Source organism: Streptomyces sp. NPDC050743, assembly GCF_044456925.1.
Lineage (GTDB): Bacteria > Actinomycetota > Actinomycetes > Streptomycetales > Streptomycetaceae > Streptomyces.
On the sequence record NZ_JBITGJ010000018.1, the window covers coordinates 131,234 to 143,201 of the forward strand.

Here is an 11,968-nt window from a genome sequence, read left to right on the forward strand (position 1 = left end):
CGGGGTGGCGATCAGCCGTGGGCGGCACCGGCGCCTCGTACGCCGCCCGCCAGTTCCAGCAACTCCCCGACCTCCCACTGGTCGTACGCGTGCTCGCCGTACTTCGCGGCGAGCACGCGGCCGTCCGGCGCGATGAGGAAATCGGCGGGGAGGCCGAACCGGCCGCCGTGCGGCCGGGACGCCGGGCCGCGCTCCCGGCCGCGCAGGATCGCCCAGGAACTGCGGAGCACCGCCCGCACGATCGGTCCCCACACCCGTGGGTCCAGCAGTGCCCGGGGCGCCGACTCCACGCCGAACTCGACGTACAGCCGCTTGTCGGGGTCGGCCACGACGGCGAAGGGCAGGTCCGCCGTGTGCCGCCGCAGTTCGTCGGCGGGCGAGTGGAAGACGACGACCTCCCGGATGCCGGCCGCCTCGATCTCCTCGTGCCGCCGTACGAAGGATCGCAGGTGCAGGTTGCAGACCGGGCAGCCCGCGAAGCGGCGGAACTGGAGGTGGACCAGCCGGTCCGGATCGGGCACGGGGAGCGGCGGGCCGGAGACGGGAGTGAGTTCGCGGGGGCCGAGTGGGGAGCCGGGGCCGAGCGGCCGCCGGGGCGTGGACGGGGACATGGGCAACTGCCTCCCTCGTTGGCACGGCACGGACGCGTAGGCGTACGTCGTACACCTAACAGCGTAGGCGTATGCCGTACGCTGTCAAGCGCCATGCCTCGACCCCGCTCCCTCACCCCCGACCGACTGGCCTCGGCCGCGCTCGCCGTCCTCGACCGCGACGGACTCGCCGGGCTGTCCATGCGTACGGTCGCCAAGGAACTCGGCATGAGCACGATGGCGCTCTACCGGTACGTCGCCGACCGCGAGGAACTGGAGCGGCTGGTCGTGGAGTTCGCGCTGGGGACGATCGACACGGGTGCGCCGCCGGCGGACCTGCCGTGGCGCGAGCGGGTCGAGGTGATGGTGCGGCGGTTGCGGGACACGCTGCGCACGCATCCGTCGGTGATCCCGCTGTCGGTCGCCCACCGGCACCACTCCCGCGCCGTGCTGCGCTGGTCGGAGACGGTGCTCGGCATCCTCACGGACACGGGCTTCGCGGGCGAGCGCCGGGTTGTGGCCCTGCGCAGCCTGGTCGCCTACGTCAACGGGGCCCTCCAACTGGCGTGGCTCGGCTCCCTGTCGGGCGCGGGCACGGTGGCCATCTCCGCCCTAGACCCCGAGGAGTTCCCGCTCATGGCGGCGACGGCGCGCAGCGCCCAGGGTGTCGACGCCGAGCGGGAGTTCTTCAGCGGCCTCGCGGTGCTGCTGCGCGGTCTGGAGCCCTGAGGGACCCGCCCGGTTCAGTCCAGCTGGAGCCGGTCCGCCAGGCCCGCCTCCTCGAACGCCGCCACCACGTCGTCCCGGTTCTCGGTGAAGTGGGCCCAGCTGTCGCAGTGGGCCGGGACCACCCGGCGGGCGGCGAGCAGCCGGGCGGCGATGGCCGTGCCCTTGCCGTCGAGGACGAGGAGGGCGTCGTCGAGGACGGGCATCCTGGGCGCGCCGGCGAACAGGACGGCGGTGTCGACGGGGGCGTACCGGTCGGCGATCTCCTGGACCAGTTCCAGGGAGGCGTTGTCGCCGCTGACGTAGACGCTGGGCAGGTCGGCGGAGGTCAGCAGGAAGCCGGTGACCTCGCCGACGAGCGGCTCGGAGCCCTTGGGGCCGTGCAGGGCCGGAACGGTGGTCACCGTGACCGTGCCGCCGTCGGGGCGGGGCAGGTCGACGGACTGCCAGGGGGTGAGCGGTTCGGTGCCGCCGCCGAGCCGGCCGGCCGCCGCGGGGGTGGTGAGGGTGCGCGGGGTGGCGGCGAGCAGGGCGCGGCCGGAGTGGTCGAGGTTGTCGGCGTGCTGGTCGTGCGAGAGCAGGACGACGTCCACCGGGCCGAGTGCGGCGGGGCTCGTGCGGGGCGGGGCGGTCTTGGTGAGGGTGCGGCCGCTGGGGGACGGGTAGTCGCCGGGGTCGTCGAAGGTGGGGTCGGTGAGGAAGCGCAGTCCGCCGTACTCGATGAGGACGGTGGGGCCGCCGAGGACGTGGACGGGGATCTGCTCGCCGGATTCGGAGATCTGCCTGCCGAAATCGACGGAATCAAAGGAATCGGCGGAACGGGCGGCCATGGCGGTTCACCTCACGGATAGAGGAACGTGCATCCATGAGAGACGCTACGCCCGTCTCATGGATGGCAGCAAGCCGTACCATGAGAACCGTGAACCCCGTGAGCCCGGCGACCCCTGCCGACGCCGAGGAGAGCCCCGGACAGGCCCCCCTGCCGCCCGCGCCCGGCGCCGCGCGGCATCCCGCCCTCGACCTGGCCAACAGCGCGATCGTCGTACCCGGCGGAGGGCGGGTCGACCTGCTCGACACGCCCGCAGCGGCCCAGCGCTGGCTGGCGGAGCGCGGGCTCGCCCCGGCCGACGCCGACCTGCGCGAGACGTGCGCGAGCCGGCTGCGCTCCCTGCGCGAGCGGATCCGCCCCCTGCTCGCGTCCCGCGTCGAGGGCCGTCCGGCGCCCGCCGACGCCCTGGCCGCCGTCAACGAGGCCCTCACCCTCGCCCCGGCCGCCCTGCTGCTGCAGTGGTCGCCCGAGCGCGGCCTGCACCGCGCCGCGGCCCACCCCACCACCCAGATCGTCGAGCACGCCCTGGCCGCCCTCGCCGCCGACGCCGCCGACCTGCTCACCGGCCTCGACGCCGACCGCCTCACCGCCTGCGGCTCGGCCCCCTGCAACCGCTACCTGCTCCGTCACGGCCGCCGCCACTGGTGCTCCACCCGGTGCGGCGACCGCGCCCGGGCGGCCCGCGCCTACGCGCGCCGTACGGCACGGCCCCGGGGCGACTGAGCACACCGAAGCGTGGCGGATACACACACATCTCCCCCACTGAAATGACATGAACCGTTCACCGAAGCTCTTTCTACGACGACCGGAACCGACAGCATTCGGCCATTGACTCTCCCCGCGCGGGAACCACCGTTCCCGCACTTGTCGCTGCATGTCGCTGCATGTCGCATGAGGGGGCCACACGTGGTGTCCGCGGTAGAGGGGTCCGGCAGAGCGGAGCCCAGCAGACCTGAAGGGCCGAAGCATCCCGAAAGCCCCCCGCCACAGCGGAGGTTGGCCGCCCGGGGACTCGGGGACCGGTTCTTCCGATACCAGTTGACGGCCACCGGCGTGATCGTCCTCACGATCATGGCGGCGATTGGCCTGTTCCTGTTGCTCAGGGCCGGACAGGCGCTCCACACACGGGGATTCGCGTTCCTCACCACCGCCGAATGGCAGCCGGACGTCCACCGGTTCGGCATCGCCGCGGTCCTCACCGGCACCGTCCTGATCGCCGCCGTCGCCGTGACGATCTCCGTTCCCCTGGCCGTGGGCACCGCGCTGTTCATCTCCGACGTGGCCCCGCGCCCGCTGCGGCGCACCCTCGTCACGATGGTCGACCTGATGGCGGCCGTACCGTCGGTGGTGTACGGGCTGTGGGGGCTGTTCTTCCTCCAGCAGCATGTGATCGGTCTGTCGCGCTGGCTGAGCGACTGGTTCGGGTGGATACCGCTGTTCAAGGTGGACGGCACCCAACCGGGCGAGCCGCTCGCCTCCGAGAGCGTCTACACCGCCTCCACCTTCGTCGCCGGGATCGTCGTCGCCCTCATGGTGGCGCCGATCCAGTGCTCGGTGATGCGCGAGGTGTTCGCGCAGGCCCCGGCCGGCGAGCGGGAGGGCGCCTACGCGCTCGGCGCGACCCGCTGGGGCGTGATCCGGGCGGTCGTCCTGCCCTACGGCAAGGGCGGGATCATCGGCGGCACGATGCTGGGGCTCGGCCGGGCGCTCGGCGAGACCATCGCCGTGTACCTGATCATCTCGCCGGTCTTCGTCATCCAGGGGCACATCCTGCAGACCGGCTCGAACTCCGTCTCGTCCCTCATCGCCCTGCACTACGGCGACGCATCGTCCTTCGGCATGTCGGCGCTGATGGCGGCGGGCCTGGCCCTGTTCCTGCTCACCCTGGCGGTCAACTTCACCGCCTCGTCCATCGCGGCCCGTTCCCGGTCCGGCGCGCAGAGCGAGGCGTGACGATGACTGTCGTACACGAAGTCCAGGAAGTCCTGGAAGACGCCGTCCCCCGGGAAGCCGCGGTCGACGTCCCCGACGTACCGCGCCGCATCGGCGGCCCCACCCTGAGCGGGGTCCTCTCCCTGCTGGGCGCCGCCGCCTCGGGCCTGTGCACGGCCGTGCTGCTGTTCGGTGAACTCGCGCCCTTCTCCGGCGCGTTGGGCTTCACCGTTACCGCGTACGCCGTCTTCCTGCTCGTCTACGCCGTGCTCACCGGCCTGGAGGAGGACGCCCAGGCGGTATGGGACCGGGTGATGACCGTCGTGCTGTGGACGGCGGGCGCACTGATGCTCTGCGCGCTCGCGCTGGTGGTCGGCTTCACCGCCTGGCGCGGGCGCGAGGCCCTGACGCACGGCAACTTCTTCACCCAGGACATGCAGGCGGCGGGCCCGCTGGACCCGCTGAGCGACGGCGGCATCGCACACGCCATGCTCGGCACGCTCATCATGATCACCATCGCCCTGGTGATCACGGTTCCGCTGGGCCTGGCCTGCGCCGTCTACCTCAACCAGGTCCCCGGCCGCTTCTCCCGTTTCGTCCGCACGATCGTGGAGGCGATGACCGCGCTGCCGTCCATCGTGGCCGGGCTGATGGTGTACGCCACCTGGATTCTCGGGCTCGGCATGCAGAAGTCGGGGCTCGCGGCCGGGTTCGCGATCAGCGAGATGATGCTGCCGATCGTGATCCGGGCGGCGGACGTGGTGCTGCGGCTGGTGCCGGGCACGCTGACGGAGGCGGCGGAGGCGCTGGGCGCGCCGCGCTGGCGGACCGTGTGGCACGTGGTGCTGCCCACCGCGCGCTCGGGCCTGGCCACCGCGGTCATCCTCGGTACGGCGCGCGGCATCGGCGAGACCTCCCCGGTCCTGCTGACGGCCGGATTCACGGCCGCACTGAACGCCGACCCGACCGACGGCCCGATGATCTCCCTCCCCCTCGCCGTCTTCAACTTCGTCAAGTCCCCCCAGCCGGCGATGATCGCCCGCGGCTTCGGCGCGGCGGCGGTCCTGATGGCGCTGGTCCTGGTCCTCTTCGCGATCGCCCGCGTCATCGGCGGCCGGGGACCCGGCCACCAGAGCAGGCGCCAGGCGAGGAGAGCGGCACGAGCCTCCCGCCGCGACGTGGAGAGGTACGCCGAACTGCACTCGCCGGGACTGCGGCTGTTCGAGACCGGTTCCGCTGACCACACCGACGGAGAAACCCACTGATGCTCACGACACTCCGCAGACTGGGCATCCTGGCCGCCCTCCTCTGCATACTCGCAGGCGCGACCCCCGCGGTCGCCGACAGCTACACCCCCATCTCCGGCGCCGGTTCCACCTGGGCGGAGAACGCCGTGGACGAGTGGCGCCGGGCGGTGAACCAGTACGGCATGCGGATCAGTTACGCCGGCACCGGTTCCTCCGACGGCCGCCGTCAGTTCCTCAGCGGCACGGTCGACTTCGCGGTGTCGGACATCCCGTTCCAGACCCACCCGACCGACGGCTCCGCCGCGGAGCGCCCGGCGCCGGGGTCGTACGCGTACATGCCGATCGTGGCCGGCGGCACCGTGTTCATGTACCACCTGACGGTCAACGGGCAGCGGGTCACCAATCTGCGGCTGTCCGGGGACAACGTCACGAAGATCTTCACGGGGGTGATCCGGTCCTGGGACGACCCGGCGATCAAGGCCGACAACCCCGGGCTCCAGCTGCCCCACCGCACGATCGTGCCGGTCGTCCGCTCCGACGGCTCCGGCTCCACCGCCCAGTTCACGCTGTGGATGGCCAACCAGCACAGGGCGCAGTGGCAGGCGTACTGCAACCGCGTCGGCCGCTCCGGCGCCTGTGGGCAGACGTCGTACTACCCGACGGTCCCCGGCATGATCGCCCAGTCCGGCGACCTCGGCGTGGCGGGCTACGTCGCCCAGAACTACGGCGAGGGCGCGATCGGCTACGTCAACTACTCCTACGCGCTCAACGCGCACTACCCGGTCGCCAAGGTCCTGAACCACGCCGGCTACTACACCGAGCCGACCCCGCAGAACGTCGCCGTCTCGCTGCTCAAGGCGAAGATCAACACCAACAAGAGCAGCCCTGACTACCTCACCCAGCAGCTCGACGGCGTCTACAACGACACCGACAAGCGCAACTACCCGCTGTCCAGCTACTCGTACATGATCCTGCCGCTGAAGGTGCAGGGCACCTTCACCGAGGACAAGGGCAAGACGCTCGGCGCGTTCTCGTACTACTTCATGTGCCAGGGCCAGCAACAGGCGCCCGACCTCGGCTACTCGCCGCTGCCGATCAACCTGGTGCGGGCGGGCTTCGACCAGATCCGCCGGATCCCGGGCGTGCGGGCGCAGAACATCAACATCAAGAACTGCAACAACCCCACCTTCACACCCGACGGCCACAACCGGCTCGCCGACACCGCGCCCTACCCGGCCGCCTGCGACAAGCTGGGCACCCCGCCGTGCACCACGGGCAGCGGCGGCGCCAAGGAGGGCGGCAGCGGCGGTGGTTCGGGCGGCGCCTCCGGCGGCACGGGCGGCACGGGCGGCAGCGGCGGCGCCAACGGCGGCTCGGCCGGCGGCGGCGCCGCGAGCGGAGGGACGGCCGCCGGCGGCAGCGGCGCGGCGGGCGGTGGCGGCGGCAGCGCGCAGCCGTCCATCGACCCCGACACCGGGCAGACCATCGCGCCGGGCGGCGGCTCCGGAGGGAGCGGCGGCACGGGCGGCAGCGCGGCGGCCGGTGGGACCATCGCGCTCGCGCAGCCGGTCGCCGTCGCCGCCGGGCACGGCTGGACCACCACCCAGACCCTGATGGTGCTCGCCGTGATCCTTCTCCTCGGCCTGCTCCTGCTGCCGTCCCTGGTGTCCCGGCTGGTCGGCGCCCGCTCCGGACTCGGCACCACCGACGACCGCACCGGCGAGGGGAGTTCCCGGTGACACGGCTGCGCATCCGCGTCCGCCGCGCGCTCACCCGGCTGCTCGCCGGGGCCGCCGCCGGCGCCCTGGCCGGGCTGGCCCTCGCCCAGGCGGCCCCGTCCGCCACGGCGGCCGCCGACGGCACCGGCTCCGCCGTCACGGTCTCCGGGCGCGGCGAGTTCAAGGACATGAAGTTCACGGTGGACCGCACCACCCACCTCACCAGCCAGGCGATCAAGGTCTCCTGGACCGGCGGCACCCCGACCACGTTCGCGGGCACGCTGTTCAACACCGACTTCGTGCAGATCATGCAGTGCTGGGGCGACGACGACCACACCGTCGCGGACAACCCGGGCCCGCCCCGCACCCAGTGCCAGTACGGCGGCTCCCCGACCACCGACCGCGGCAACTGGCCCGGCAACGGCCAGGACGACACCCGCCAGGTGTTCTACAGCGCCGACCCCACCAACTACGGCCAGGACAACGTCTACGGCGCCGCCAACCCGAACGCCCCGGCCGAGGTGCCGTTCAAGGCGGTGGACGGCACGGTCGTCACGACCAACACGCAGAACAACCCCTACTTCAACCGCAACACCACCAACGAGGTCGACTTCGCCCGCACCGGCGCCGACGGCACCGGCCAGGAGTACTTCGAGGTGCAGACCGCGAACGAGGCCCCGCACCTGGGCTGCGGCGTCCCGGTCACCCGCAACGGGGTCACCACGCCCCGGCGCTGCTGGCTGGTGATCGTCCCGCAGGGCCACCTGGACCTCGACGGCAAGCCGTACGCCGACCACAGCCAGGTCAACGCGGGCTCCCCGGTCTCCTCCACCAACTGGCGCAACCGCATCGCCGTCCCGCTCGACTTCAACGCGGTCGGCGCCAACTGCGCACTCGGCGCCAAGGAGCGGCCCACCCTGGGCAGCGAGCTCGCGGCCGACGCCATGACCAGCTGGCAGTCGGCCCTGTGCCCGGCCGGGAAGGTGTACGGCTACACCGAGATGGGCGAACCGGACACCCGCGACCGGCTCACCCGCAAGGGCGACACGGGCCTCGGCTTCACCACCCGCGCCCTGGGCGCCGACTACGGTACGGCCGCCCCCTCCGGCACGACGACATACGCACCCGTCACCCTGTCCGGCGCGGTCATCGGGTTCACCATCGAACGCAGACCGAAGGCCGGGGCGCCGGAGGACATCCGGAAACTGGCGGGCACCAAGGTCGAGTCGATCAGGCTCACGCCCCGTCTGCTCGCCAAGCTGCTCACGGAGTCGTACCGCAACTCGCCCTGGGGCGCGGTCGTCGGCGACAGGACGGCCAAGGGCTACGACTGGGCGAGGAACAACCCGGCGGGCCTCGCGAGCGACCCGGAGTTCATCGAGCTCAACCCGGAGTTCGCCTACCTCTCGGTCGCCGAGACCCCGGCCACCGACACCGATCTGCTCACCTCGCTCGGCCACAGCGACAGCGCCCGCGCGCTGTGGCAGTGGATCCTCGCCGACAAGCAGGCCCGGCAGTTCCTCGCCGGGGTCTCCGACCGCTGGGGCATGCAGGTGAACCCGTACTACGGCACCAACCCGGACGTGAACCCCACCGGTGCCCCCTTCGACCCCGAGCACACGGACGACTACCCGAAGTCCGACCCGTGGTGCACGGTCCCGCCCGGAACCGACGCGCCCAAGGACGACACGCAGTGCATGACCGACTTCCACCCCTACGTCACCGACATGCACGCCGGCGCCCTGCACACCCGGCGGGCGGACGTGCTGTGGAAGTCGACCTGGGACCCGCTGGCCAACCCGCCCGCCTACAAGCTGCCCGGCCCGCAGACGGTCGGCTCCCGGTTCGTCATCACGGTCACCGACGCGGCCTCCGCCGCCCGCTACGGCCTGCAGACCGCCCGGCTGCGCAACGCCGCCGGTGACTTCGTGGCCCCGACGACCACCTCCCTGACCGAGGCCGCCAAGAGCGCCTCCGGCAAGGGCGTCGCCGAGATCACCCCGGCCGGTGCCACCGCGAAGGGCGCCTACCCGCTCGCCCAGCTGGTGTGGGCGGCCGTACGCCCGGGGTCGCTGAAGGCGGACGCCCGCGCGGACTACGCGGCGCTGCTGCGGTACGCGGCCGGCGCCGGCCAGGTCCAGGGCGCCGACCCGGGCCGGCTGCCCGCCGGGTACGCCCCTCTCTCCCGCGGCCTGCGCCAGCGCGCCCTGAAGGCAGCCGACGCGCTGGCGCACTACACCGGCCCGGGCCCCTCCGGGGACGACGGCGGCGCGAACGGCGGCGGAAGCGGCGGCACCATCGGCGGCGGCTCCGAGACCATCGGCACGGGGGGCGGTTCGGGCGGCGTCATCCCCGGCGGCCCCGCCGGTGACGGCGGCGCGGGCGGCAACACCGGCGGCGCGGACGGCGGCGGCAGCGGCGGCAGCGGCAAGACCTCGCCGTCGCCGAGCGCGCAGGCGTCGTACGACGGCGGCAAGGCCGTGCAGACCACCGCCGCCCAGACCACCCCCGACGACCCCGCGAACCCGCTGCGGTGGGCCGTGCCCGCCGGGGCCGCGCTCGGTGCCGCCGCCGGCCTCGGCGCGCCCTTCGCCGGTGGCCGCAGGCTGCGGCTGCCGCTGCGGGTGACGCTGCCCGGCGGTCGCACGGTGACGGTCGTGCCGGCCTTCACCCTGCCGGAGAGGCTGCGCCCGCCGCAGCCCTGACATCCGGCCCCCAGACGGCCGCCCGCCCCGACAGGCACTCGGGGCGGACGGCCCGTACCACCCTGCCAGATTCCCCTCTCACACCCGACGCACAACCGTCAGGAGAACCCTCGATGCGCAGAACGCGCTTCACGGCGACGCTCGTCGCCGCCGCCGCGGTGGCGGGCGGCCTGGCTCTGTCGAGCCCCGCCCACGCCGACCCCACCCCCGCCGGGACCTTCCGCAAGCTGGTCGGCGTGGGCTCCGACACCACCCAGGACGTGCTCAACGCCCTGGCCGGTGACACGGTGAACAAGAAGAGCTACGCCGACACGGCCGTGAAGTCGGCGAGCGGCGCGGGCATCGCCTCCTACGACGCGATCGAGCCCGGCACCGGCTCCACCACCTCGAACATCACCACCCGCTCCGGCGGCCCGTCCTTCCTGCGCCCGAACGGCTCCGGCAAGGGCCGCCTCGCCCTGAGCGAGTCGCTGACCGGCGACAAGTACCCGGACTCCGCCGGCGTCGCCATCAAGAACCAGATCGACTTCGCCCGCTCCTCCAGCGGCCCGACCACCTCCGGCACCGCGCTGACCTACATCCCCTTCGCCCGGGACGCGGTCGGCGTCGCGGTGAAGGGCTCGGCGCTGGACACCCTCACGGTGGACCAGCTGCACGACATCTACTCCGGCACGCTCACCAAGGTGAACGGGCAGACCGTGCACCCGAAGATCCCGCAGAGCGGCTCGGGCACCCGCAAGTTCTTCCTGGCGGCGATCGGCCTGACCGACGCCACGCTCTCCCCGGACATCCCGACCGTCCAGGAGAACCAGGCCGACAGCGCGGTCGAGGACGACGGCGCCCTGGTGCCGTTCTCCGTGGGCAGCTGGATCGCCCAGAACAACGACGTCGCCCCCGACTACAGCAAGCAGGCGGCGGCCGACGGGGCGCACCTGGCGGCCGTGCAGCTGCCCGGCGACACCGGCGCCACCACGCCGGTGATCACGGTCAACGGCAAGCTCTCCCCGGTCACCGCCTACTACGAGAACGCCACCTTCGGCCGTGACGTCTACAACGTCGTGCCGTCCCGGGCGATCGACCCGACCAGCATCTTCTTCGACAAGGACCTCTACGACGTCTTCGTCAGCAGCGGCAGCCACACCGCCGCGCTGGCCTCCGACAGCGCCGAGAAGGTCATCGCCGGCTTCGGCTTCGTCAACGAGCCGTACAACGGCTCGATCAGCGTGGCCAAGCACGCCAAGCTGGGCGGTCTGGAGGAGTCGGGCGTCGACGCCTCGACGCCCGCCGCGCCCGCCCTGAAGGCCTCCCGAGGCGACGCGAGCCTCAAGCTGACCTGGACCGCCCCGGCCGCCACCGGCCTGCCGCTCACCGACTACCGGATCACGCTGACCGGTTCGGACGGCGTGGTCGTGGCCGTCAAGGACGTCCCGGCCACCACCACCTCGTACACCTTCAGCGGTCTGGCCATCGGCAGCTACACGGCCACGGTCGCCGCCGCCAACCTCAACGGCACGGGCGCCGCGGCCACTTGGACCGGCACCGTCAAGTACAACAGCACCACGAAGGCGAGCGCCGCCACGACCGCGTACGGCAGGGTCCCCAAGGTCGCCGTCACCGTCACCGACGCGCACGGGATTGTCCCCGGCGGCACGGTGACGGTGAAGGAGGGCACCACCACCCTCGGCACCGGCACCCTGGACAGCTCCGGCAAGGTCACCATCGGCCTGTCGAACCACCTCAAGGTCGCCACGCACACCCTCTCGATCGGATACAGCGGGAACAGCAAGCTCTACGGTTCCTGGACGACCGCCTCGCTGACGATCACCAAGGCGACGCCGACCGTCACCACCACCGCACCCACCACGGTCAGCCACACCAGCCACGCCAAGGTCACGGTGAAGGTGAGCGCCACCGGCACCACCCCGACCGGCACGGTGCGCATCTACCAGGGCACCACCGTGATCGCCAGCGGCACGCTGAGCAGCGGCTCGGTGACCATCACCCTGCCCCTGCTGAGCCGCGGCTATCACACCCTGCACGCGTACTACGCGGGCTCCTCGACGGTGTACGCGAAGAGCGGCGCCAGCTTCACCATCAAGTCCACCTGATTCCGGCCGGGGGGGGGGGGGGGGGCCGCCGGCGGCCCGCCCCCCCCCCCCCCCCCCCCCCCCCCCCCCCCCCCCCCGGCCGGGCGGGGGGGGCGGGGGGCGGCCCGCACCCC

Annotated in this window: 9 protein-coding genes; 7 read left to right on the forward strand and 2 right to left on the reverse strand. The window is 72.7% G+C overall.

The window, feature by feature from the left end; translation table 11 throughout:
• Positions 1-11: 11 nt before the first annotated feature.
• Positions 12-611 (reverse strand): peroxiredoxin-like family protein, encoded by a 600-nt coding sequence (locus ACIBJF_RS19965; RefSeq protein WP_399175218.1) that lies wholly within the window; start codon positions 609-611, stop codon positions 12-14.
• 93 nt (positions 612-704) lie between these two features.
• Here ACIBJF_RS19965 and ACIBJF_RS19970 point away from each other — a divergent pair, with 93 nt between their 5' ends.
• The gene (locus tag ACIBJF_RS19970) at positions 705-1,319 is read left to right on the forward strand and encodes a TetR/AcrR family transcriptional regulator (RefSeq protein WP_399175220.1); all 615 of its coding nucleotides are present in this window, start codon (positions 705-707) and stop codon (positions 1,317-1,319) included.
• 14 nt (positions 1,320-1,333) lie between these two features.
• Here the strand turns inward: ACIBJF_RS19970 and ACIBJF_RS19975 are convergent, their stop codons facing one another.
• Positions 1,334-2,146, reverse strand: coding sequence for an MBL fold metallo-hydrolase (locus ACIBJF_RS19975; protein WP_399175222.1), 813 nt, complete (start codon positions 2,144-2,146; stop codon positions 1,334-1,336).
• Positions 2,147-2,226: 80 nt separating this feature from the next.
• On the opposite strand from ACIBJF_RS19975, the gene ACIBJF_RS19980 reads away from it, so the two are divergent.
• From ACIBJF_RS19980 to ACIBJF_RS20005, 6 genes are all read left to right on the forward strand, one after another.
• Positions 2,227-2,868 (forward strand): ABATE domain-containing protein, encoded by a 642-nt coding sequence (locus tag ACIBJF_RS19980; RefSeq protein ID WP_399175223.1) that lies wholly within the window; start codon positions 2,227-2,229, stop codon positions 2,866-2,868.
• Between the two features lie 168 nt (positions 2,869-3,036).
• Entirely contained in the window at positions 3,037-4,098 is a 1,062-nt protein-coding gene (gene pstC, locus ACIBJF_RS19985) for a phosphate ABC transporter permease subunit PstC (RefSeq protein ID WP_399175225.1), read from the forward strand.
• Between the two features lie 2 nt (positions 4,099-4,100).
• Entirely contained in the window at positions 4,101-5,342 is a 1,242-nt protein-coding gene (pstA, locus tag ACIBJF_RS19990; protein ID WP_399175227.1) for a phosphate ABC transporter permease PstA, read from the forward strand.
• The gene (locus tag ACIBJF_RS19995) at positions 5,342-7,063 is read left to right on the forward strand and encodes a phosphate ABC transporter substrate-binding protein PstS (RefSeq protein ID WP_399175228.1); all 1,722 of its coding nucleotides are present in this window, start codon (positions 5,342-5,344) and stop codon (positions 7,061-7,063) included. Before pstA ends, ACIBJF_RS19995 begins: the two co-directional genes overlap by 1 nt.
• A complete protein-coding gene (locus tag ACIBJF_RS20000; protein WP_399175230.1) occupies positions 7,060-9,747 on the forward strand; it encodes a hypothetical protein in 2,688 nt (895 codons plus the stop codon). Before ACIBJF_RS19995 ends, ACIBJF_RS20000 begins: the two co-directional genes overlap by 4 nt.
• Positions 9,748-9,860: 113 nt before the next feature.
• A complete protein-coding gene (locus tag ACIBJF_RS20005; RefSeq protein WP_399175232.1) occupies positions 9,861-11,855 on the forward strand; it encodes an Ig-like domain repeat protein in 1,995 nt (664 codons plus the stop codon).
• Positions 11,856-11,968 lie beyond the last annotated feature (113 nt).